Below are 23,930 nucleotides of genomic sequence, written 5' to 3'. Positions count from 1 at the left end.
AAAAACAGGTGAAGAAGAAGTTGTTTTTAGGGATAACGCTTATCTTTCTATTAACTGTTTTAGCGGGTTGTACGGAAATGAACCAACCTATTACAGATGATAGTAAAGGTTTTTGGAATGAGTATGTTGTGTATCCGCTGTCATTAGTCATTACGTATCTGGCGGAGGTATTTAAAAGCTATGGAGTTGCGATCATCGTTGTCACGATCCTGATTCGCTTACTTATTCTACCGCTTATGATCAAACAGATGAGAAACACGAAAGCAATGCAGATGCTTCAGCCCGAAATGCAGAAGTTAAAGGAGAAGTACAGTTCAAAAGATGCCCAGACGCAGCAGCAATTGCAGAAAGAAACGATGGCATTATTCCAAACTTACGGAGTAAATCCTTTAGCTGGGTGCTTCCCAATTCTAATTCAAATGCCCATTCTTATTGGGATTTTCCACGCGATTACACGAACTTCGGAAATCGCAAACAACAGCTTTTTATGGTTTGATTTAGGTGCGCGTGATCCGCTATTTATCTTACCAATTGTCGCAGGAATCACAACGTTTATTCAGCAAAAGATGATGATGGCCGGAAATGTAAATCAAAATCCTCAAATGGCTATGATGCTTTGGATTATGCCGATCATGATTGTGGTTTTTGCAATCAATTTTCCAGCCGCCTTATCTCTTTATTGGGTAGTGGGAAATCTATTTATGATTATTCAAACCTACTTCATTAAAGGGCCAGACTTAAAACAAGCGAATATTGAAGGGGTTAAAAAATGAACGAAATCACAATTACGGCCCAGACGATTGAAGCTGCTGTTCAAGAAGCATTAAATGCTTTAGAAGTAGAGCGAAATCAAACAAATGTAGAAATAATTGAACCAGGTAAAAAAGGATTTTTAGGAATCTTTAAGGGAAAACCGGCAGTTGTAAAAGTTACAAAAATAGTTGACCCTGTAGAGGAAGCGGTTCATTTTATTACAAATGTTAGCCGTGAAATGGGGATTTCGATTCATACGAACGTCAAAAAAACCTCCAGAAACTGCATAATTGAGATTAGTAGCGATTCAGCGGGAATGTTGATTGGAAAACATGGACAAACCCTCAATGCGCTCCAGCTTCTCACACAATTGGTAGCTAATCGATACAGTCAGCAATTTTTAAATGTTGTCTTAAATCCAGAAGGCTACCGGGAAAAACGAAAAGAAATGGTCGAAAAACTGGCATTAAAAATAGCTAATCAGGCGATTAAAACGAATCGATCTGTTCAACTAGAACCAATGCCTTCCCATGAAAGAAAAATGATTCACCAAGCGTTAGCTAAAAATTCTTTAGTTGAGACACAATCCGTTGGCAAAGAACCCAAAAGAAGTATTTTGGTTCAGCCAGTTGCCAAAAAGCACTAGCAAAATAAGCTAGTGCTTTTTTATATGCTTATTTTATCGATCCAGCGTTCAAAAAAATCAAGATGCATACGTTGTTATTCACATGTGGATAAGTTAAAATAGTACATACTGCCTGTTTTTCTTGCTGTGCATAACAGAAGAACGTTAGAGATGTTCCAAATCGGTGAATTGTGGTATTCTATTTATTTGGTTCATACAAATCACGGGCCTTAAAATAGATGTTTTTGTTCGTAGAAAATTGTTAACGATGATAGTATATAACATCGTTTAAAATAAAAGGTTTATAAAATGAAATGAGGTGAAGTTGGTGCTAGATTTTGATACAATTGCGGCCATTTCTACACCAATGGGAGAAGGAGCTATTGCCATCGTCCGCCTGAGTGGTGAAGAAGCAATTACGATTGCAGATCGTATCTTTAAAAGCGTTTCGAATAAACGATTAACAGACGTAGCTTCTCATACTATTCACTACGGTCATATCGTAGATCCCAAGACGGAGCAAGTCGTTGAAGAAGTGATGCTTTCCATTATGAAAGGTCCTAAGACATTTACTAGAGAAGACATTATTGAAATTAACTGTCACGGAGGAATTGTATCCGTTAATCGTGTGCTGCAGTTAGTTATTGCAAATGGTGCTCGTTTAGCCGAGCCAGGTGAGTTTACAAAACGAGCATTTTTAAATGGTCGAGTAGACTTATCACAAGCAGAAGCTGTAATGGATTTAATTCGTGCCAAAACAGATAAAGCGATGAATATGGCAATTGGCCAAATGGAAGGGCGTTTGTCCAAGCTAGTACGTCATTTACGCCAGGAAATTCTCGAAACACTTGCCCATGTAGAAGTGAACATTGACTATCCAGAATATGACGATGTAGAGGAAATGACTCACCAAGTGTTGATCGAAAAAGCTTCAAATGTACGCCAAGAAATTGATAAGCTTCTTCAAACCTCTCATCAAGGGAAAATTTTAAGAGAAGGATTAGCTACGGTTATTATTGGACGTCCTAATGTAGGGAAATCTTCTCTTCTAAATAGTTTAGTGCAAGATGCAAAGGCTATTGTCACAGACATTCCTGGAACGACGCGAGATGTGATTGAAGAGTACGTTAATGTGCGAGGAGTTCCTCTACGATTAGTTGATACAGCTGGAATTCGTGAAACAGAAGATATTGTAGAACGAATTGGTGTGGAACGCTCCCGTCAGTATTTGAAAGAAGCGGATTTAATTTTGCTTGTGTTGAATTTCAATGAAGAATTAACGGACGAAGATAAAAAGCTATTTGAAGCTGTAGAAGGCATGGACGTTATTGTCATTGTGAATAAAACAGATCTTGAGCAAAAAATTAATCTAGAGGAAGTGCAGCTATTTGCTGGTGATCATCCAGTAGTGACGACTTCGCTTCTTCAAGAACAAGGAGTGGATCAGCTTGAAGAAGCAATCGCAGCTCTTTTCTTTGAAGGAACAATTGAATCTCAAGATTTAACATATTTATCTAATACGAGACATATTGCGCTTTTAACGCAAGCAAGAGGAGCTATCGATGAGGCCATCACAGGTATTGAAAGTGGTGTTCCAATCGATATTGTCCAAATTGATTTAACAAGAACGTGGGAACTATTAGGTGAAATTATTGGTGATGCTGTTCACGAAAGCTTAATTGATCAGTTGTTCTCTCAATTCTGTTTAGGAAAATAGATTATTAAAGGAGGCTACTATTATGCAATATGAAGGTGGACAATATGATGTTATTGTCATTGGAGCAGGTCATGCAGGATGTGAAGCGGCGCTTGCTTCTGCGCGTATGGGTGCTAAAACGTTAACGTTGACCATCAACTTAGACATGGTGGCGTTTATGCCCTGCAATCCTTCTGTAGGTGGTCCTGCAAAAGGTATTGTCGTACGTGAAATTGATGCTCTTGGCGGAGAAATGGGTAGAAATATCGATAAAACTCATATTCAAATGAGAATGTTAAACACAGGAAAAGGTCCGGCTGTTCGAGCACTTAGAGCTCAAGCAGATAAATTTGCTTATCAGCATGAAATGAAAAAAACGTTAGAAAATGAAGAAAACTTAACCCTTATGCAAGGCATGGTAGAACAGTTAATCGTAGAAGACGGTGTATGTACAGGTGTTGTCACTCAAACGGGAGCTGTGTATAAAGCTAAAACAGTTGTTATTACGACAGGAACATTCTTACGCGGGGAAATTATTTTAGGTGAACTAAAATACTCAAGCGGTCCTAACAATCAACAACCGGCTATTAAGCTTTCTGAACACTTAGAGGAGTTAGGACTGGACATGGTCCGTTTTAAAACAGGAACTCCACCTCGTGTTAATAGCTCAACTATCGATTACAGCAAAACGGAGATTCAGCCTGGGGATGATGTGCCTCGTGCTTTCTCATATGAAACAACACAGTACATTACAGATCAATTGCCTTGCTGGTTAACATATACAAGTGAACAAACGCATCAAATTATTGATGACAACCTCCACTTATCCCCTATGTATTCTGGGATGATCAAAGGTACTGGACCACGCTACTGTCCATCTATTGAAGATAAGGTTGTGCGCTTTAATGATAAACCGCGTCACCAAATTTTCTTAGAGCCAGAAGGACGAAATACGCAAGAAGTATATGTTCAAGGACTATCAACAAGCCTTCCTGAGCACGTACAGCGTCAAATGCTTGCAACAATTCCTGGCCTTGAAAAAGTCCAAATGATGCGTGCGGGCTATGCTATTGAATATGATGCAATTGTTCCGACTCAGTTATGGCCAACGCTGGAAACGAAGAAAATTAAAAATCTTTATACGGCTGGACAAATTAACGGAACGTCTGGTTATGAAGAAGCTGCAGGCCAAGGTCTTCTTGCCGGAATTAACGCGGGAAGAAGAGCGCTGGAACAAGAAGAAGTCATCTTAGGACGTTCTGATGCTTACATCGGTGTATTGGTGGATGATTTAGTAACAAAAGGAACAAATGAACCGTATCGTCTGCTAACATCGCGTGCAGAATATCGTTTATTGCTTCGTCACGACAACGCTGATTTACGCCTCACTGAAATTGGTCGTGAACTAGGATTAATCAGCGATGAGCGCTATGCTAAATTTGAACAAAAGAAAGCGGAAATCGAGCAAGAGAAGAAACGTCTTTTCTCTTTTATTATTAAGCCGAATGAAGCTGTTCAACAACTGATTAAAGAAGCTGGCGGCAGCGAATTAAAAGATGGCATTCGTGCGACAGATTTACTTCGCCGCCCTGAAATGACGTATACTCATATTCATCAATTAGCACCAGCGGATGAGACGGTAGATCCTGAAGTAGCTGAACAAGTAGAAATTCAGGTGAAATACGAAGGATATATTCAGAAATCACTTCAACAAGTTGAACGCTTGAAGAAATTAGAAAACAAAAAGATTCCTGATTATATCGATTATGATGCAATTAACGGTTTAGCTACAGAAGCCCGTCAAAAATTAAACCAAGTGCGTCCACTAACGGTAGCGCAAGCTTCACGTATTTCTGGAGTCAACCCAGCTGATATTTCAATCTTGCTTGTTTATATTGAACAAGGGCGCATCGCTAAAGTATCAAATGATTAAAACTCTTAGGCGCGAAGAAAGGGAAACTCAATGAATATTCAACAGTTTCAACAGCTATTAGAAGAAAAGGGAATTTCTCTTTCTTCTAAACAGCTGAATCAATTTGAAAAGTATTATCAAGTTTTAGTGGAATGGAACGAAAAAATGAATTTAACTGCTATCACTGATCACGGTGAAGTGTATGAAAAGCATTTTTACGATTCTATTTCAGCTGCTTTTTTTCAAGACTTTACAGAAATTGAATCCATGTGTGATGTAGGGGCAGGAGCAGGATTTCCAAGTATTCCGATCAAAATTTGTTTCCCGCATTTGCATGTAACCATTGTTGACTCGTTACAAAAGCGTATTACGTTTTTGACGCATCTTGTAAATGAGCTTGAACTAGACAATGTCACACTATGTCATGATCGAGCTGAAACATTTGGTAAAAAAGAAACGATTCGCGAGTCATTCGATCTTGTAACAGCAAGAGCCGTGGCACGTATCTCGGTTCTTAATGAATTTTGCTTACCGCTTGTTAAAGAACAAGGACGCTTTTTAGCAATGAAAGGTGCTTCTGCCCCTGAGGAATTAAAAAATGGGGAAAAATCATTTCAAGTATTAGGTGGAAAAGTGAAGTCGATTGAACATTTCCAATTGCCTTTGGAGCAAAGTGAACGTTACATTATTTTAATAGATAAAATAAAGAAAACGCCTAAAAAATATCCTAGAAAACCTGGTACCCCAGTTAAGCTTCCATTAGAGTAGGCGGTAAATAGATAGAGAAGAAAATGTTTCATATGAAACATTTTCTTCTCTATATTTTCTGTTTAGAAAGCAGGATATGATTAAAAAACATCGAATTAGTTTAAGGCGGGATTTTCCTGAAGGTGGTGTGGGACTATGAAATCTGCTTTTTCACGTTTTTTTAATTTAAAAGAAAAAGATGAGGATATTCATGTAGAGATTGAAACTGTCCAAGATGAAAATGTCGAAAAAGTTTTAAGAGATGAAGTAAAACAAATTAGGGTTTCAAGTATTATTCCGAATCGTTATCAGCCGCGTACTGTGTTTAATGAAGCAAAAATTGAAGAGCTAGCTCTTACTATTCATACACACGGTATTATTCAACCTATTGTGGTTCGACCGACTGAGGGCGAAGAATACGAATTAATTGCTGGAGAACGACGGTGGAGAGCTGTACAAAGCTTAGGATGGGATACGGTTCCTGCAATTGTGAAACATTTTAATGATACAGAAACGGCCTCTGTGGCTTTAATAGAAAACTTACAACGTGAAGAGCTAACGGCTGTCGAAGAAGCACTAGCCTACGCAAAGTTAATTGAGTTACATAATCTTACCCAAGAGGCATTAGCTCAACGTTTAGGAAAAGGCCAATCCACAATTGCAAACAAGCTTCGTTTGTTAAAGCTTCCTGTTGAAATACAAGAAGCAATCAAACAAAAATTGATTACAGAGCGACATGCGAGAGCGCTCATTCCCCTCAAAAATCAAGAAAAACAACTTCAAGTATTAGCTGAGATTATTGAAAAACAATTAAATGTAAAACAAACGGAAGATCGAGTAGTTAAATTGTTAGAAACGCAGGTTAAAAAGCCAAAAGCAAAAAGAAAAGCGTTTAGTAAAGATACGCGTATCGCAATGAATACAATCCGTCAATCGTTGACAATGGTTAGTGACAGCGGTATCTCATTAAACACAGAAGAAGAAGAGTTTGATGAATATTTTCAGTTTACTATTAAGATTCCGAAAAAATAAAGAAATAGCCCTCATCTTTTTTTGATGAGGCTTTTTTATCAAAGTTTTTCGTCAGAAAATTCAATGAACAATAAAACTGTCTGGACAAATGGGATGGAAATGAAAGTAGGTGACAACATGGGGAAAATTGTGGCAGTTGCGAATCAAAAAGGCGGGGTTGGAAAAACAACAACCGCTGTTAATTTAGGCGCTTGTTTAGCTGAACAAGGAAAAAAGGTTCTACTTGTAGACGGAGATCCACAGGGTAACGCTACGAGTGGAGTTGGCATAGATAAAGCAGATGTAGATGAATGTATTTACAATGTAGTAGTGGAAGATATGGAAGCCAAAAACGTTGTGCGTTCAACAGCCGTCGAAAATTTATCAATCATTCCCGCGACCATTCAATTAGCTGGTGCAGAAATTGAATTAGTGTCGACTATTTCACGTGAAGTTCGACTTAAGAGAGCTTTAGAAACGGTGAAAGATCACTTTGATTATGTTATTATTGATTGTCCCCCTTCTCTTGGTTTACTGACATTAAATGCGTTAACTGCAGCTGATTCTGTTTTAATACCTGTACAGTGTGAATATTATGCGCTTGAAGGATTAAGTCAATTGCTAAATACCGTTAGATTAGTCCAAAAACATTTGAATAATCAACTGCGTATCGAAGGTGTATTGCTTACTATGCTTGACGCACGCACAAATTTGGGACTCCAGGTAACAGCAGAAGTGAAGAAGTACTTTCAGGATCGGGTTTATCAAACGATTATTCCTCGAAATGTTCGTTTGAGCGAAGCACCTAGTCATGGTGAACCAATTATCTTATATGATGCAAGATCTAGAGGGGCCGCAGTTTATACGGAACTTGCAAAGGAAGTGATTTATAATGGCGAAAGGATTAGGGAAAGGAATTAATGCCTTATTTTCAGGCTTAGATGCACAGGCTGATGATTCAATTCAGGAAGTTGCTATTCACGAACTTAGACCCAACCCCTATCAACCACGTAAAACGTTTAATAAAGAAGCAATTAATGAGTTAAAGCAATCCATTTTACATCATGGCATCTTACAGCCTATTGTAGCTCGCAAAAGCATTAAAGGCTATGAAATCTTAGCGGGTGAAAGACGATTTAGAGCTGCTAAAGAAGCTGACCTTGCTACTGTTCCTGTCATTATAAAAGACTTTTCAGAAAAGCAAATGATGGAACTAGCTTTGTTGGAGAATTTACAGCGTGAAGATTTGACGCCAATTGAAGAAGCAACGGCTTATCAATTGCTTATGGATAAGCTCGATATGACACAGGAGCAACTTGCTACACGACTAGGAAAAAGCCGACCTCATATTGCTAACTATGTTCGCCTCTTGCAACTGCCTGAGGAAATTCAAACCCTCATTTCTACTAATGAATTGTCTATGGGACACGGGCGTACGCTAGTCGGTTTAAAAAATAAAGCTCTTCTACCTAAAGTAGTTGAAAAAATACGCAAGGAACAATTAAATGTCAGACAGCTAGAGGCTTATATTGCTCACTTAAATAAAGCCGTTCCACGTGAAACATCAAAAACCAAAAAAGATAAAGATTTATTCATAAAACAAAGTGAAACACAGCTCCGTGAGCGCTTTGGTACCTCTGTTCATATTACACAAAGCAAGAAAAAAGGAAAAATTGAAATCGAATTTTTCTCTAAAGAAGATTTAAACCGTCTTCTTGAATTATTTAATGATCTTTCTCAGACCAATAAATCTTCTGTATAAAAAAGGTTGTCCTAGTTTTAGGACAACCTTTTTTATTGTTTATAGTGTCTTACAGTTTGGTAAACCGGAGAAGCATTAAACTCTTTCTCTCGTTCGTTGTGTACAGTCTCAATACTTTTCGCAATTAAATCGGCAATGCACATAACAAGATGAAGCCTCGTATTTTGCAAGACGAAAAACTCCATAAATCCGCTCACGTTGACAACCCCTGTTATATGAATATCCCCGACTGGCGGCAATTCTTTATTAACCCCTGCTCCTGGTTTAACGGGTCCTATTCCAAGTGATGCAGAGCCTACGCTTTTCATACGACCTAAACAAGCATCAATTCCAATAATAAAAGGATTCGGGAAAAGCTTTTGAATATGTTTTAACGTTTCTTTCAAATTAACAGCATGAACAGGCTCTTCTAACGTTCCAAAAATATGAAAAGATGAAACCTTTTTTTCATTCAGTTTCGTTCCGACTAATGGACCCAATGAGTCCCCAGTTGAACGGTCCGTTCCAATACATACAAAAACAATTGGTCTGTCTTTCTGTGCTGGAAGTAAAGATAGTAACTGTGTACTCAGCTTCTTTATAGCAGATTCTTCATCATGAAATACGCGGGTTGAATGTTGTGTCTTCTCAAAGAAGGGAGATTTTAAATTCATAGGGTCCACTCCTTATACATAATAGTAACAGTATACGAAGATTTTGAAGATTCTATACATATATTTCATAGATTGGGGGAAAATCGATGTGGAGAGCAGGATGTAAATGGATATTCTTAATTATGGGAACCATGATAGGCGCTGGATATGCTTCAGGGAGAGAGCTATGGCAGTTTTTTGGCGAAGAAAGCGGACTTGCTATTTTTCTATTTTCTATTATTTTTGCGATTTCTTGCAATGTGATTATGCAAATCAGCTATCGCTATCGAACCAATCAATTTTACCCAGTACTAATTGAATTAATAGGAAAGAAATGGGCTGCAGCCTACGACGTTTTAATCGTTTTTTATTTGTTTACGACGACGGTGATTATGATTGCAGGAGGCGGGGCGACATTAGAAATGTGGCATGTTCCTTACTGGTGGGGAATTGGTGCTCTTAGTGCGTTGATTGTCTTTGTTTTTTCAAGAGGATTAAGTGGACTGCTTTCTATCAATTCTTTCGTTATGCCAATCTTAATGATTGGACTAGCTGGCGTACTTCTTACATTTGTTTTACGTCATCCTGGAGTAACTAATTGGCATCTTCAGCATAATTGGCCTGCTGCTTTTACCTTTACGGCTTTGAATATTCTTCCTCTCGTCGCGGTATTATCTACAATTGGAAAGGAAATTAAAAGCAAAAAAGAGATTTATATTGCAAGTGTTGGCAGTGGTTTTTTATTAGGAGGTCTCTCCTTTATTTATAATGAATCACTTATTCAAGTTTCAGGGCTTCTTTCCTCTTATGAAATTCCATTATTCGCTATTCTTAAAGAGTTTCCTTATATGATGACGTTTTTAATGAGCATTGTTTTGCTTATCGCAATTTATACGACAGCCGTTTCGGGAATTTTAGGATTGACCGCTCGTTTTCATACTGAAAAGGTGCAATCTCTTTGGAAACTGGCAGCCTGCTGGCTACTTTTAATGATTCCCTTTACAAAGGTAGGGTTTTCTACTTTGATTGCCGTTTTGTATCCAATGTATGGAATCGTCAATTTATTTCTAGTAACAGCCGTTCTGTTGTATCCATTTCGAAATCGCTACAAAAGTTCGTAGAAACTTGCTACAATAGGTTAAAACTTTCTCATATGCAGATTATGTTATGTTAGGAGCTACATGTAGTATGAATTCGTTGAAGTCGGTTTTTAAGAACGTGTTTGAGCCATTTTTTCAAGAAGAAACGTGGGCACATATTGGAGAGGGATTTATAAAAATTCTGTTGATTCTACTTATTTCCATGTTTTTAATTCGGATTGGAAAGAAAGCGTTAAATAAATTTGTAGAGGTTCGCACAAATAGCCCTCTGCGTATTTCTGAGCGACGAGAAGCTACGATGGTCCGTTTGCTTCAAAATATTTTTTCTTATGCCATTTATTTCGTTGCGGGAGTTATGATTTTAGAAACGTTATCTGTAGATGTCCGTGGATTGCTAGCGGGGGCTGGAATCGTAGGGCTCGCAGTAGGGTTTGGTGCTCAAAACTTAGTGAAAGACATTATCACGGGATTTTTTATTATCTTTGAAGATCAGTTCTCCGTTGGGGATTATGTTCGAGTAGGAACATTCGAGGGAACTGTGGAAGAAATTGGGTTGCGCACCACGAAGATTAAGAGTTGGACAGGCGAAATTAATATTTTGCCTAATGGCAGTATTGTGGAGGTCACTAATTTTTCGTTACATAACAGCGTAGCTTTCGTTGATGTAAGCATTTCTTATGAAGAAAACATACAAAAAGCAGAACAAGTGATTTTAGACCTGTTAGAAGAATTGCCAAGTCGCTATGAAGATATGGTGAAAACGCCTGAACTGCTGGGGGTTCAAAATATCCATGCAACTGAAGTTACAATGAGGATTACAAGCGAAGTAAAGCCAATGAGACATTTCCATATTTCTCGTATGATTCGTAAAGAAGTGCGTACAAGGCTAAATGAACATGGAATTGAAGTTCCATTTCCACGTATGGTTATGTATAATCGTACAGAAGAAGCACAGCATTCGTCGACGTTGAAAGGGACATAAGGAGGAGAGAGCTGATGACGGAAAAAGAATTTGGTTTAAATGACGTTGTGGAAATGAAAAAACCTCATCCTTGCGGTACAAATGAATGGAAAATCATTCGAATGGGAATGGATATCCGTATTAAATGTGAAGGCTGCGGCCATAGCGTAATGATTCCAAGACGTGATTTTGCACGTAAAATGAAAAAAATTCTTGTAAAGCATGAGGAATAACCTCATGCATTTTCTATGTTTATGCCTTATACTGTAAGGTGGGACAAAATGAGGCACCTTAACCCCATGCGGTTAAAGGTTCTTTATCAAACTTGTATTTCAAAAGTTGACTCACTATAATTGTGACAGGTTAACTTGTTTCGGATATATAAAGAGGAGTGAATAAATATATGGCTTTAACAGCTGGAATTGTTGGTCTTCCTAACGTTGGAAAATCAACATTATTTAATGCAATTACACAAGCGGGCGCAGAATCTGCGAACTACCCTTTCTGTACGATTGATCCTAACGTAGGTATCGTAGAAGTACCTGATCATCGTCTTCAAAAACTTACAGAGCTTGTAAAACCTAAAAAAACAATCCCAACAGCATTTGAATTCACAGATATCGCTGGAATCGTAAAAGGTGCTAGTAAAGGTGAAGGATTGGGAAATAAATTCTTATCTCATATTCGAGAAGTAGATGCGATTTGTCACGTTGTGCGTTGTTTTGAAGATGAAAACATCACGCACGTTTCAGGAAAAGTAGATCCTATCTCAGATATTGAAACAATTAATTTAGAGTTGATTTTAGCAGATTTAGAAACGGTAGAGAAACGTATTGGCCGTGTTCAAAAAATGGCTAAACAAAAAGACAAAGAAGCAATGTATGAATACGAAATTCTAGAGAAACTAAAGAATGCATTTGAAAGTGATCAGCCAGCTCGTGCTGTATCATTTACAGAAGAACAAATGAAATTAGTAAAACAATTTCACTTGCTAACGATTAAGCCTATTCTTTATGTAGCAAACGTTGCTGAAGATGAAGTAGCCGATGCATCTGCTAACGAATATGTAGCAAAAGTGCGTGAGTATGCGGCAAGCGAAGGTGCAGAAGTAATTGTTGTTTGCGCACGCATTGAATCTGAAATTGCTGAACTTGAAGGAGAAGAAAAAGCAATGTTCCTTGAAGAACTAGGCATTGAACAGTCAGGTCTAGATCAGCTTGTACGTGCAGCGTACGATTTACTTGGATTAGCTACGTACTTTACAGCTGGTGAGCAAGAAGTACGCGCGTGGACGTTTACACAAGGTATGAAAGCTCCTGAGTGTGCAGGTATTATTCATACAGATTTTGAACGTGGATTTATTCGTGCAGAAACGGTGTCATACGAGGATTTATTAGCTGCCAAAACAATGGGAGCAGCTCGTGAAGCTGGAAAAGTACGTTTAGAAGGAAAAGAATACATCGTAAAAGACGGAGACGTTATGCATTTCCGCTTTAACGTATAAGATTAAAAGCCGAAAGAAGATATCTTCTTTCGGCTTTTATCGTTGGCGAAAATATTAGCTTATATTTACGAAACAGCCCGCAATGCATATTGCTTTGCCTAGGGTAGTGTGCTATAATTTTAATTCGTGAGTAATATTTTATTGCTCCTTGCCCGTTTCGGGCCGTTAGACCAAAAGGAGGTGACAGTGATGAGAAAGTATGAAGTAATGTACATCATCCGTCCAAGCATTGATGACGAAGCAAAGAAAGCATTAGTTGAGCGCTTCAACGGCGTATTAACTGATAATGGTGCTGAAATCGCAAATGTTAAAGAATGGGGTAAACGTCGTTTAGCATACGAAATCAATGATTTCCGTGACGGTTACTACATGATTCTTGACGTGGCGGCTACTTCAGAAGCAGTTTCTGAATTTGATCGTCTTGCGAAAATCAACGAAGACATTATCCGTCATATCGTTGTTAAACAAGAAGCATAATTAAACGTTTAAATAAATGGGTTTTATTTCCTTAAGGAGTGGTTCTGATGATGAATCGCGTAATTCTCGTAGGACGCTTAACCAAAGATCCTGAATTACGTTATACCCCGAGTGGAGCAGCGGTTGCAACATTCACTTTAGCGGTAAACCGCACATTTACAAATCAGCAAGGTGAACGTGAAGCTGACTTCATCAACTGTGTTGTATGGCGTCGTCAGGCTGAAAATGCAGCCAATTTCCTTAAAAAAGGAAGTTTAGCTGGTGTTGATGGTCGACTACAATCTCGCAGTTACGAAGGACAAGACGGTCGTCGTGTATACGTAACGGAAGTTGTAGCGGAAAGTGTGCAATTTTTAGAGCCGAAAAGTGGCGGTGGGGATACGCAACGCAGTAACTTTGCTAACACTGGAGGATCTGGACAAGGCTCTCCATTTGGAGATAATCAGAACCGTAACTCAGGTAATCAAGGTTATACTCGCGTTGATGATGATCCATTTGCAAATAATGGCGAGACAATTGACATTTCTGATGACGATTTACCGTTTTAATTCGCAGTAGATTATCCGGAGTATAAAATTTTATAGAAATTTTTAAGCGGAAGGAGGCGTATCAAAATGGCAGGTGGACGTAAAGGTGGACGCAACAGACGTCGTAAAGTTTGTTTCTTCACAGCAAACGGCATCACTCACATCGATTACAAAGATGTAGATATGCTTAAAAAATTCGTTTCAGAGCGTGGTAAAATTTTACCTCGTCGTGTAACTGGAACAAGCGCTAAATACCAACGTAAATTAACGATCGCTATCAAACGCGCTCGTCAAATGGCATTATTACCATATGTTTCTGGTGAATAATGAACGGTATAAAAAGAGGCAGTAAGGATTCCCTTACTGCCTCTTTTTACATTACATAGGTGCTCTTTTGTCAAATAGTTGCTTCTTATGAACTGAATCGATAAAATAAATAATAGTCTATATCAACGAGGTGAAGTTGTGAAAGGAATTCGATATATTACAGAAGGAGCAGCTCTTTTAGCGCTGTTTGTAGCGCTGTTGCTTTTTTCACTATACATACCTGTTGTGGGAACCATTTTTCAACTAGCGCTAGCTGTTCCATTTATTGTGTATACCGTTCGTCATGGGTGGAAAAAGGCAATATTATTTTTAGTAGTAGGGTTGTTATTGACTTTGTTATTTGGAAATGTATTGACTCTTCCTTTTACACTTGTATTTGGTATTGGTGGATTAGCAATAGGAATGCTTTACCGACAAAAACAAAAAAGGTATACCATTTTACTAGGCGGCACGGTTGCATTTAGTTTAGGTTTACTTTTATTGTTCGTAGGAGCAAATGTCATTTTTAATGTTAATTTAATGGAGCAAATAAATAATGCTTTAGATCAATCGATTAATCAAAGTATTGAAATGATGAAAAGTTTAGGACAAGACGTTAAGGAATCTCAAATTGACCAAATGAGAGATGCATTTGATATGTTTAAAAATCTGCTGCCTCTATTAATTGTTATGGGTGGAGTTATTCTAGCCTTTTTCTCTCAGCTTATTGCTACGCCTATTCTTAAAAGAACAGGTTATGAGGTGCAAGCATTCCCGCCTTTTCGTGAATTTAAACTTCCTAAAAGTATTCTATGGTATTATTTGATTGCATTAATCTTATCTTTCCCATCTTTTAATATTGAACAAGGTACATTTATGTACGTAGCTATTATCAACATCGTGATGGGACTGCAAATGCTAGTCGTGTTACAAGGGATCTCTTTTATTTTCTATTTCTCACATCAAAAAGGGTATGCCAAAGCAATTCCAATTGTTGTAACAATTTTAGCATTAATTATTCCAATTATCCTTCAAATTGTGCGCATCTTAGGTATAATTGATTTAGGATTTAATTTAAGAAAACAATTAGACACAAAAAAGTAGATATTGTGGAACTTAAAAAAGTAGGAGCTGAAATGGATGCCTGTCTTTACAAAAAAGAACGTCATTCGCTATCCATTTTACTCATTGTATAGTATAGCCCTGATTTTAGTAGGTATCGTGACCTATCATAATTGGATCATAGGAATGATAGGCTTTATATTACTATTAGCCTGTCTTTTTCTATACATGAGAATGGAGCGAATGCTGTCCGATGAGTTTGAAACCTATATTTCAATGCTGTCTCATCGGTTGAAAAAAGTAGGCGAAGAGGCATTAATGGAAATGCCGATTGGGATTATGCTATTTAATGATGAATATCAAATTGAATGGACCAATCCTTTTCTAGCATCTTGTCTGGGTGAAGACACACTGGTGGGAAGATCATTATACGATGTGGCAGAGAGTATTATTCCACTGATCAAACAAGAAGTGGAAACAGAAGTTGTCACGTTGCATGATCGGAAATTCAAAGTGGTGATTAAACGAGACGAGCGCTTACTGTACTTCTTTGATATTACAGAGCAAATAGAAATCGAAAAATTGTATGAGGAAGAACGAACAAGTTTAGGCATTATCTTTTTAGATAATTATGATGAACTAACGCAAGGAATGGATGATCAAGTTAAAAGTAACTTGAATAGCCAAGTAACTTCTATGTTAAATAGTTGGGCTCAAGAATACGGTATTTTTATTAAACGTACGTCTTCTGAGAAATTTATTGCGATTATGAATGAACAAATCTTAATTCATTTAGAGCGAAGCAAATTTTCTATCTTAGACCAAGTTCGAGAAGAGACGTCTAAACAAAATATACCGCTTACATTGAGCATTGGTATCGGAGCTGGTGCTGCTGATTTACCTGAGCTGGGTGCTTTAGCTCAATCTAGCTTGGATTTGGCCTTAGGCCGAGGTGGAGATCAAGTAGCGATTAAACAGCCGAATGGAAAAGTGAAATTCTTTGGCGGCAAGACTAATCCAATGGAAAAACGGACGCGCGTGCGTGCCAGAGTTATTTCTCACGCGTTAAAAGAGCTCATTACAGAGAGTGGAAAAGTGATTATCATGGGTCATAAGTATCCGGATATGGATGCTGTAGGAGCTGCTATTGGGATATTAAAAGTAGCGCAAGTAAATCAGAAAGACGGTTTTATCGTATTAGATCCTGATCATATTGATACAGGTGTTCAGCGAATGCTAGAAGAGATTAAAAAGAAAGAAGGCCTGTGGGAACGATTTATTACGCCTGAAGAAGCCTTAAATCTTGTGAGTGATGATACTCTTTTAGTAGTAGTAGATACGCATAAGCCGTCGCTCGTTATTGAAGAAAGGTTATTAAATCGTATTGAAAATGTCGTGGTCATTGATCATCATAGACGAGGAGAAGACTTTATCGAAGACCCTCTTCTTGTCTATATGGAGCCATATGCTTCCTCGACAGCAGAACTCGTTACTGAGCTTCTTGAATACCAGCCAAAACGATTTAAAATTGATATGCTAGAAGCAACAGCACTTTTAGCCGGTATTATTGTCGATACAAAAAGCTTTACATTACGCACGGGATCTCGTACGTTTGATGCAGCGTCCTTTTTACGTTCTCAAGGCGCAGATACGGTTCTTGTTCAAAAGTTTTTAAAAGAAGATATTACGCAATATGTACAGCGAGCACGCTTTATTGAACATGCAGAGATTTATACAGCAGGTATTGCCATTTCACGCGCTGAACCGAACAAAATGTATGATCAAGTGTTAATCGCGCAAGCTGCAGATACGCTGCTTTCAATCAGCGGAGTGGTTGCTTCGTTTGTTATTTCTAAGCGACGGGATAATCTAATTGGCATTAGTGCTAGATCGCTTGGAGATATCAATGTACAAGTTATTATGGAAAGTCTCCAAGGCGGAGGCCACTTAACGAATGCTGCTACTCAGCTTCAAGACATTAGTTTGGATGAAGCTGAAGAAAGGCTTAAACAAGCAATTGATGAGTACTTAGATGGAGGTAAAAAATCATGAAAGTAATTTTCTTAAAAGATGTAAAAGGAAAAGGCAAAAAAGGTGAAGTGAAAAATGTTTCAGACGGTTATGCACATAACTTCTTATTAAAGAATGGTTATGCTGTTGAAGCTACAGGCGGTAATGTGAAGGTATTAGAAGCACAAAAAAATAGAGAGCAAAAAGATGCAGCTGCAGAACTTCAAGCAAACAAAGAGTTAAAAGCAACTCTTGAAGAACTAACAGTTGAATTAACAGCAAAATCTGGTGAAGGTGGCCGTTTATTCGGTTCTATCACAAGCAAACAAATTGCTGAAGAATTAAAGAAAAAACACAAAATTAAAGTAGATAAGCGTAAAATTGAATTAAATGATGCCATTCGCGCATTAGGCTACACAAATGTACCGGTTAAATTACATCCGGAAGTAACGGCTACTGTAAAGGTACACGTGACTGAACAAAAATAAACGTACGATTGAGAAATAAGTAAATAATATAAAGGGTTGGCGCGGACTTGTATTTGTTCGCGCCAACATTTATGATGAAAGAAAATACTGAAAGAATATAAGAGGGGCATAGAAATATGAGTGATCTTTTTGCTGATCGTCTTCCGCCTCAGAATATTGAAGCAGAGCAAGCGCTATTAGGGGCCATTTTCTTAGAGCCTTCTTCTTTAACCTTAGCATCTGAACTGCTGATACCTGAAGATTTTTATCGGGCATCGCACCAGAAAATCTTTACATGTATGCTGAAACTTTCTGACCAAGGTGAACCGGTTGATTTGGTAACGGTAACGTCTGAATTAGCTGACCAAAAAATCCTAGAAGAAGTTGGCGGCGTATCGTATTTAAGTGATTTAGCTAACTCTGTTCCAACGGCTGCAAACGTAGAGTATTACGGTAAAATCGTAGAAGAAAAGTCGATTTTACGCCGTCTAATTCGTACTGCAACGCATATTGCTTCAGAAGGATATGCAAGGGAAGACGAAGTGGAAGTTTTATTAAATGAAGCGGAAAAAAACATTTTAGAAGTAGCACAGCGTAAAAACAGCGGTGTGTTTCAAAATATCAAAGATGTACTTGTACAAACGTACGATGATATCGAAGTTCTTCACAATCGAAAAGGTGACATTACAGGTATCCCAACTGGGTTTAGTGATTTAGATAGAATGACAGCAGGGTTCCAGCGAAATGATTTAATCATTGTAGCGGCGCGTCCATCGGTAGGTAAAACGGCTTTTGCCTTAAATATTGCGCAAAACGTTGCAACGAAAACGGATGAGAACGTAGCAATATTCAGTTTAGAGATGGGTGCTCAGCAGCTTGTTATGAGGATGCTGTGTGCCGAAGGAAATATTGATGCACAAAGGCTGCGTACAGGCTCGCTTACAGCCGATGACTGGGGAAAGCTCACGATGGCAATGGGATCTTTGTCCAATGCAGGGATTTATATTGATGATACACCGGGTATTCGAGTAGGTGAAATTCGTTCTAAGTGTCGTCGCTTGAAACAAGAAGGCGGACTTGGGATGATTTTAATTGACTACTTACAGCTTATTCAAGGTAATGGACGAAGCGGAGAAAACCGACAACAGGAAGTATCTGAAATTTCGCGTGCGTTAAAAGCTTTAGCCCGTGAATTAGAAGTTCCTGTTATCGCCTTATCACAGCTTTCCCGTGGCGTAGAGCAGAGACAAGATAAGCGACCGATGATGTCTGATATCCGTGAATCCGGAAGTATTGAGCAGGATGCCGATATCGTAGCTTTCTTATATCGTGAAGACTATTATGAAAAAGACACAGAAAATCAAAATATTATCGAGATTATTATAGCCAAGCAGCGTAACGGTCCAGTTGGAACCGTACAGCTTGCCTTTGTAAAAGAATACAATAAATTCGTTAATCTCGAGCGGCGCTTTGATGACGCAGGAGTGCCGCCTGGTGCATAAAACCTCTCAATATGAGAGGTTTTATTTTATTGTTATCGCATTCGTTCCGCAAAATACGATATATTTGTAATAACTTTTGTTAAATCGTTCGGATTTAATTGACTTTAGTGTGATAAATTGATACACTTATCCATGGTTAAATTATGTCGTAGTGAGCTGTTGCTTACTAAGCGGAGGTGCTTAAGATATGTCTTCAGTCGTTGTAGTAGGAACACAATGGGGAGATGAAGGAAAAGGGAAGATTACAGACTTCCTATCAGAAAATGCAGAAGTGATTGCACGTTACCAAGGTGGGAACAATGCAGGTCACACAATTAAGTTTAATGGTGAAACTTATAAGTTACATTTAATTCCTTCAGGTATTTTTTATAATGACAAAACGTGTGTAATTGGAAACGGTATGGTTGTTGATCCAAAAGCACTTGTTCAAGAATTAAAATACTTACATGATCGCGGTGTAACAACAGAAAACTTACGTATTAGTAACCGAGCTCATGTGATTCTTCCATATCATTTAAAATTAGATGAAGTTGAAGAAGAACGTAAAGGTGAAAATAAGATTGGTACAACGAAAAAAGGTATTGGACCAGCTTATATGGATAAAGCAGCACGTGTTGGTATTCGAATTGCCGATTTACTAGACCGTGAAGTATTTGAAGCAAAATTAACACAAAACTTAGCTGAAAAGAATCGCCTTCTTGAAAAAATGTATGAAGTAGAAGGCTTTACATTAGAAGAAATTTTAGATGAGTACTATGAGTATGGTCAACAAGTTGCAAAATATGTTGTTGATACATCAGTAGTATTAAATGATGCGTTAGACGAAGGACGTCGTGTACTATTTGAAGGCGCACAAGGTGTTATGTTAGATATCGACCAAGGAACATATCCATTTGTTACATCTTCAAACCCAGTAGCGGGTGGAGTAACAATTGGTTCTGGTGTAGGTCCATCTAAAATCAAACACGTTGTAGGTGTATCAAAAGCCTATACAACTCGTGTTGGTGACGGTCCTTTCCCAACTGAATTAACAAACGAAATCGGTGATCAAATCCGTGAAGTAGGACGTGAATATGGTACAACAACTGGTCGTCCTCGCCGTGTAGGTTGGTTTGACAGTGTAGTTGTACGTCATGCTCGCCGCGTTAGCGGAATCACAGACTTATCTTTAAACTCAATTGATGTATTAACGGGAATTGAGACATTAAAGATTTGTGTAGCTTACCGTTATAAAGGGGAAGTTATGGAAGAATTCCCTGCTAGCTTAAAAACACTTGCAGAATGCGAACCTGTATATGAAGAGCTTCCAGGTTGGACAGAAGATATCACGGGTGTGAAAACATTAGATGAGTTACCTGATAACGCTCGCCACTACTTAGAGCGCGTGTCTCAATTAACAGGTATTCCTTTATCTATTTTCTCTGTAGGTCCAGATCGTACACAAACAAATGTATTACGTGGTGTATATAGCTAAATAAAAAGAGTTAGCTCTTCGTGAGCTAACCTTTTTTATTTATAATTGGTGCTTTTTAACAAGACTTTTAAAAAAAGCTCAATAATAAAAAGAAAGTTTTAAAAAAACTATTGCATTTATATGAAATATCATGTTATTATAATAAGCGTCGCTAAGAGATATAACATGAGCCATTAGCTCAGTTGGTAGAGCATCTGACTTTTAATCAGAGGGTCGAAGGTTCGAGTCCTTCATGGCTCACTTTTGTTACAACGTGGCCCGTTGGTCAAGCGGTTAAGACACCGCCCTTTCACGGCGGTAACACGGGTTCGAATCCCGTACGGGTCATTTTTAATATTTTTAATACATAGCATATAGACTGAGGTCCCGTGGTGTAGCGGTTAACATGCCTGCCTGTCACGCAGGAGATCGCGGGTTCGATTCCCGTCGGGACCGCCATTTTGGCTCGGTAGCTCAGTTGGTAGAGCAAAGGACTGAAAATCCTTGTGTCGGCGGTTCGATTCCGTCCCGAGCCATCAAAAAGCATGACTTTATTTAAAGTCATGCTTTTTTCTTTTATTTACATTTAAAAGAAAACGTTATTTGCTTTGCATCTCTTTTATGGTAATATATTACTTTTGTATTTAGAGATGGTTGAAAATCATATATCTTCATGTATAGTAGAGGATGAACTTGTGACGTTTCAAGGGTTATCAAGTATAATAAAACTACGGTATTCAAACAGTATGAATACTATCTTTTATATTTTGCTTCAACTAATAAAGGAGAACGATGATCATGGATAAACGTATTTTAGTCGTAGATGACGAAAAGCCGATTGCAGATATTTTAAAGTTTAATTTGCAAAAAGAAGGTTACGAAGTATTTTGTGCTTATGATGGCGTAGAAGCACTTGAAAAAGTGGAAGAAGTACAGCCTGAAATGATTTTATTAGATATTATGCTTCCTCAGAAAGATGGAATGGAAGTTTGCCGAGAAGTGCGCAAAAAATATGATATGCCCATTATCATGTTAACAGCAAAAGACTCTGAAATTGACAAGGTTTTAGGTCTAGAATTAGGTGCAGATGATTATGTAACTAAGCCGTTCAGTACGCGTGAATTATTAGCACGTGTAAAAGCTAATTTACGTAGACATCAGCAGGTAGCTGTTCCAACAGAAGAAAGTGAAACGAATGAAATTACGATTGGAGCACTTGTTATTCATCCAGATGCTTATATTGTGTCTAAGCGCGGAGAAACGATTGAACTGACTCATCGTGAATTTGAGCTGCTGCATTATTTAGCGAAGCACATTGGACAAGTCATGACGCGTGAACACTTGCTTCAAACTGTATGGGGTTATGACTATTTTGGTGATGTGCGTACGGTAGATGTAACAGTTCGAAGATTACGTGAAAAAATTGAAGATAATCCAAGCCATCCAATGTGGATTGTAACAAGACGTGGAGTAGGCTATTATTTACGCAGCCCAGAGCAGGAGTAATTTTAGATGAAGAAAGTAAGGCTCCTGCAATCTATTCATTTAAAGTTTGTATTGATTTATGTGCTGCTTATTTTAATTGCGATGCAAATTATTGGGGTCTATTTTGCTCGACAATTAGAAAAAGAATTAGTTAACAACTTTCGAACGTCTCTTCAAGAGCGGACAGACTTGCTGACGTATAACATTGGACAAGAAATGGTGAAAAATCGTGATGATGATTCACCGACTCTTGAGGAAGACTTAAAGACTATTTTACGAGATTTTGCTTCAAGACCCAATTTAGCTTCAAATGATATGAATGACATCTCTGAAGTAAGAGTCATTGACCAAAATAGAAGAATCATTGCTACATCGAACTCAAATCCTCAACAGATCATAGGTAAAAAGACTAATGATTTAGCGATTACAAATGCGTTGTTAGCAGGAACGAACTCTGATAATGTATTTGTTGATCAAAGCGGGCAGCGAATCAGAGTTATGATACAGCCTATCCGTTTACAGGATAAAGTAGGTGCCAGTCAATCAAGTTCAACTAATAAAAATGGAAAAGTTCAGTCTAGCGAAGAAATCTTAGGCGCTATTTACTTAACAGCTTCCATGGAGCCTGTTTACGATCAAATGAGTAATATCAATCAGATCTTTAAGGCAGGTACGGTGATTGCTCTTTTTATCACAGCTATTTTAGGCGTGTTTTTAGCTCAGACCATTACTCGTCCAATGTCTGAAATGAGAAAACAAGCACTTGAGATGGCCAAAGGTAATTTTACGAGAAAAGCTAAGGTGTACGGGTATGATGAAATTGGTCAGCTAGCTCTCACATTCAACAACTTAACAAGAAAGCTTCAAGAAGCACAGGCAACGACAGAAGGGGAGCGCCGTAAGCTTAGTTCGGTATTAGCTCATATGACGGACGGCGTTATTGCGACGGATCGAAAGGGAAGAGTAATTTTAATTAATGATCCAGCCGCAGCTATGCTAAATGTTTCACGTGAAACGGTTTTGTCTGATCCAGTTGTTTCCCTATTAGATCTTGAAGAAACGCATACGTTTGAAAGCTTGCTTGCCAATCAAGAGTCATTAATTTTGGACTTTAGTACAAAATCGGATCCCTTTATTTTACGAGCTACCATTTCCGCTATTCAAAAAGAGACCGGTTTTATCAATGGGATTATCATTGTCTTGCATGACATTACAGAGCAGGAAAAAATTGATCAAGATCGCCGAGAATTTGTAGCGAATGTTTCACATGAATTGCGTACGCCGTTAACAACGATGCGCAGTTATTTAGATGCGCTTGCAGATGGTGCTTGGCAAGATAAGGACTTAGCTCCAACATTTTTAAATGTAACGCAAACGGAGACAGAGCGAATGATTCGTCTCGTTAACGACTTGCTTCAATTATCTAAGCTAGATAGCCAAGACTACCGATTTAGTCGTGACCCAATCAATTTTGTAAAGTTTTATCATTACATCATTGATCGCTTTGAAATGACAATTGAACAAGGTATTTCGTTCGTGCGCGACTTGCCAAATGAAGCAATCTATGTCGCTATCGATCAAGATAAAATTACACAAGTATTAGATAACATTATTTCCAATGCAATAAAATATTCACCTGAAGGCGGAACCATTACATTTTCAATTGCTCAGCATACGCATGAAATTGTTGTGAGCATTAAAGACCAAGGTATGGGAATTCCAAAATCAAATTTAGCTAAAATTTTCGAACGCTTCTATCGTGTAGATAAAGCACGAACTCGTAAATTAGGCGGAACAGGATTAGGGCTTGCTATTGCCAAGGAAATTATTGAAGCACATGATGGACGCATTTGGGCAGATAGTCAGGAAGGAAAAGGAACAACGATTTACTTTACTCTTCCGATTGAAAGTGAGAATGATGACGAATGGGAATGAGAT

23 protein-coding genes and 4 tRNA genes are annotated in these 23,930 nt (G+C 38.2%); 26 read left to right on the top strand and 1 reads right to left on the bottom strand.

Annotated elements, in window-relative coordinates:
• Window positions 1-8: 8 nt before the first annotated feature.
• The 8 genes from spoIIIJ (at window position 9) to WKH56_RS26040 (ending at window position 8,506) form a co-directional block, all read left to right on the top strand.
• The gene (gene spoIIIJ, locus WKH56_RS26075) at window positions 9-773 is read left to right on the top strand and encodes a YidC family membrane integrase SpoIIIJ (protein WP_310884143.1); all 765 of its coding nucleotides are present in this window, start codon (window positions 9-11) and stop codon (window positions 771-773) included.
• Window positions 770-1,399 carry an RNA-binding cell elongation regulator Jag/EloR gene (jag, locus tag WKH56_RS26070; protein ID WP_028411913.1) on the top strand — a complete coding sequence of 210 codons (630 nt, stop codon included), beginning with the start codon at window positions 770-772 and terminating at the stop codon, window positions 1,397-1,399. Before spoIIIJ ends, jag begins: the two co-directional genes overlap by 4 nt.
• A gap of 307 nt (window positions 1,400-1,706) precedes the next feature.
• On the top strand, window positions 1,707-3,095 hold the full coding sequence (mnmE, locus tag WKH56_RS26065; RefSeq protein WP_081214023.1) for a tRNA uridine-5-carboxymethylaminomethyl(34) synthesis GTPase MnmE: 1,389 nt from the start codon (window positions 1,707-1,709) through the stop codon (window positions 3,093-3,095).
• 22 nt (window positions 3,096-3,117) lie between these two features.
• A complete protein-coding gene (gene mnmG / locus WKH56_RS26060; protein ID WP_013059925.1) occupies window positions 3,118-5,007 on the top strand; it encodes a tRNA uridine-5-carboxymethylaminomethyl(34) synthesis enzyme MnmG in 1,890 nt (629 codons plus the stop codon).
• Window positions 5,008-5,037: 30 nt separating this feature from the next.
• Entirely contained in the window at window positions 5,038-5,754 is a 717-nt protein-coding gene (rsmG, locus tag WKH56_RS26055) for a 16S rRNA (guanine(527)-N(7))-methyltransferase RsmG (RefSeq protein WP_013085565.1), read from the top strand.
• Window positions 5,755-5,889: 135 nt separating this feature from the next.
• Entirely contained in the window at window positions 5,890-6,765 is an 876-nt protein-coding gene (gene noc, locus WKH56_RS26050; protein ID WP_013059923.1) for a nucleoid occlusion protein, read from the top strand.
• Between the two features lie 117 nt (window positions 6,766-6,882).
• Complete coding sequence (locus tag WKH56_RS26045) at window positions 6,883-7,665, top strand: ParA family protein (protein WP_013059922.1); 783 nt, start codon at window positions 6,883-6,885, stop codon at window positions 7,663-7,665.
• On the top strand, window positions 7,637-8,506 hold the full coding sequence (locus tag WKH56_RS26040; RefSeq protein ID WP_013059921.1) for a ParB/RepB/Spo0J family partition protein: 870 nt from the start codon (window positions 7,637-7,639) through the stop codon (window positions 8,504-8,506). Before WKH56_RS26045 ends, WKH56_RS26040 begins: the two co-directional genes overlap by 29 nt.
• Window positions 8,507-8,538: 32 nt before the next feature.
• On the opposite strand, the gene yyaC is transcribed toward WKH56_RS26040, so the two are convergent.
• Entirely contained in the window at window positions 8,539-9,159 is a 621-nt protein-coding gene (yyaC, locus tag WKH56_RS26035; RefSeq protein WP_028411915.1) for a spore protease YyaC, read from the bottom strand.
• A gap of 86 nt (window positions 9,160-9,245) precedes the next feature.
• Here yyaC and WKH56_RS26030 point away from each other — a divergent pair, with 86 nt between their 5' ends.
• The 18 genes from WKH56_RS26030 to walK all read left to right on the top strand — a co-directional run bounded on the left by WKH56_RS26030 (window position 9,246) and on the right by walK (window position 23,927).
• A complete protein-coding gene (locus tag WKH56_RS26030) occupies window positions 9,246-10,259 on the top strand; it encodes a YkvI family membrane protein (protein WP_033580877.1) in 1,014 nt (337 codons plus the stop codon).
• Between the two features lie 67 nt (window positions 10,260-10,326).
• Window positions 10,327-11,220 carry a mechanosensitive ion channel family protein gene (locus tag WKH56_RS26025; protein ID WP_028409761.1) on the top strand — a complete coding sequence of 298 codons (894 nt, stop codon included), beginning with the start codon at window positions 10,327-10,329 and terminating at the stop codon, window positions 11,218-11,220.
• A gap of 14 nt (window positions 11,221-11,234) precedes the next feature.
• The gene (locus WKH56_RS26020; RefSeq protein WP_013059917.1) at window positions 11,235-11,432 is read left to right on the top strand and encodes a DUF951 domain-containing protein; all 198 of its coding nucleotides are present in this window, start codon (window positions 11,235-11,237) and stop codon (window positions 11,430-11,432) included.
• A 170-nt stretch (window positions 11,433-11,602) separates the two neighbouring features.
• Window positions 11,603-12,703: a redox-regulated ATPase YchF gene (gene ychF, locus WKH56_RS26015; RefSeq protein ID WP_028411917.1), complete on the top strand. Its 1,101-nt coding sequence runs from the start codon at window positions 11,603-11,605 to the stop codon at window positions 12,701-12,703.
• A 189-nt stretch (window positions 12,704-12,892) separates the two neighbouring features.
• Window positions 12,893-13,180 carry a 30S ribosomal protein S6 gene (gene rpsF, locus WKH56_RS26010; protein ID WP_013059915.1) on the top strand — a complete coding sequence of 96 codons (288 nt, stop codon included), beginning with the start codon at window positions 12,893-12,895 and terminating at the stop codon, window positions 13,178-13,180.
• A gap of 47 nt (window positions 13,181-13,227) precedes the next feature.
• A complete protein-coding gene (gene ssb / locus WKH56_RS26005) occupies window positions 13,228-13,728 on the top strand; it encodes a single-stranded DNA-binding protein (protein WP_013059914.1) in 501 nt (166 codons plus the stop codon).
• Window positions 13,729-13,794: 66 nt separating this feature from the next.
• On the top strand, window positions 13,795-14,034 hold the full coding sequence (rpsR, locus tag WKH56_RS26000; protein WP_013059913.1) for a 30S ribosomal protein S18: 240 nt from the start codon (window positions 13,795-13,797) through the stop codon (window positions 14,032-14,034).
• A gap of 138 nt (window positions 14,035-14,172) precedes the next feature.
• Window positions 14,173-15,117 (top strand): YybS family protein, encoded by a 945-nt coding sequence (locus WKH56_RS25995; protein ID WP_033580875.1) that lies wholly within the window; start codon window positions 14,173-14,175, stop codon window positions 15,115-15,117.
• A gap of 36 nt (window positions 15,118-15,153) precedes the next feature.
• Complete coding sequence (locus WKH56_RS25990; RefSeq protein WP_025752414.1) at window positions 15,154-17,127, top strand: DHH family phosphoesterase; 1,974 nt, start codon at window positions 15,154-15,156, stop codon at window positions 17,125-17,127.
• Window positions 17,124-17,573, top strand: a complete 450-nt coding sequence (gene rplI / locus WKH56_RS25985; RefSeq protein ID WP_013059910.1) for a 50S ribosomal protein L9 — start codon at window positions 17,124-17,126, stop codon at window positions 17,571-17,573. Before WKH56_RS25990 ends, rplI begins: the two co-directional genes overlap by 4 nt.
• Window positions 17,574-17,689: 116 nt before the next feature.
• Window positions 17,690-19,054, top strand: a complete 1,365-nt coding sequence (gene dnaB, locus WKH56_RS25980; RefSeq protein WP_013059909.1) for a replicative DNA helicase — start codon at window positions 17,690-17,692, stop codon at window positions 19,052-19,054.
• 187 nt (window positions 19,055-19,241) lie between these two features.
• Window positions 19,242-20,528: an adenylosuccinate synthase gene (locus WKH56_RS25975; RefSeq protein WP_013085553.1), complete on the top strand. Its 1,287-nt coding sequence runs from the start codon at window positions 19,242-19,244 to the stop codon at window positions 20,526-20,528.
• Between the two features lie 167 nt (window positions 20,529-20,695).
• Window positions 20,696-20,768: transfer RNA gene (locus WKH56_RS25970), tRNA-Lys, on the top strand.
• Window positions 20,769-20,783: 15 nt separating this feature from the next.
• A tRNA-Glu gene (locus WKH56_RS25965) sits at window positions 20,784-20,855 on the top strand.
• Window positions 20,856-20,890: 35 nt separating this feature from the next.
• A tRNA-Asp gene (locus WKH56_RS25960) sits at window positions 20,891-20,966 on the top strand.
• A 4-nt stretch (window positions 20,967-20,970) separates the two neighbouring features.
• Window positions 20,971-21,043 (top strand) — tRNA-Phe (locus WKH56_RS25955).
• A 262-nt stretch (window positions 21,044-21,305) separates the two neighbouring features.
• Entirely contained in the window at window positions 21,306-22,013 is a 708-nt protein-coding gene (gene yycF, locus WKH56_RS25950; RefSeq protein WP_013085552.1) for a response regulator YycF, read from the top strand.
• Between the two features lie 6 nt (window positions 22,014-22,019).
• Window positions 22,020-23,927: a cell wall metabolism sensor histidine kinase WalK gene (walK, locus tag WKH56_RS25945; protein ID WP_033580358.1), complete on the top strand. Its 1,908-nt coding sequence runs from the start codon at window positions 22,020-22,022 to the stop codon at window positions 23,925-23,927.
• Window positions 23,928-23,930: the final 3 nt, after the last annotated feature.

It is taken from the genome of Priestia sp. SB1 (assembly GCF_038898415.1).
This window is presented reverse-complemented; position numbering and strand designations above follow the sequence as displayed.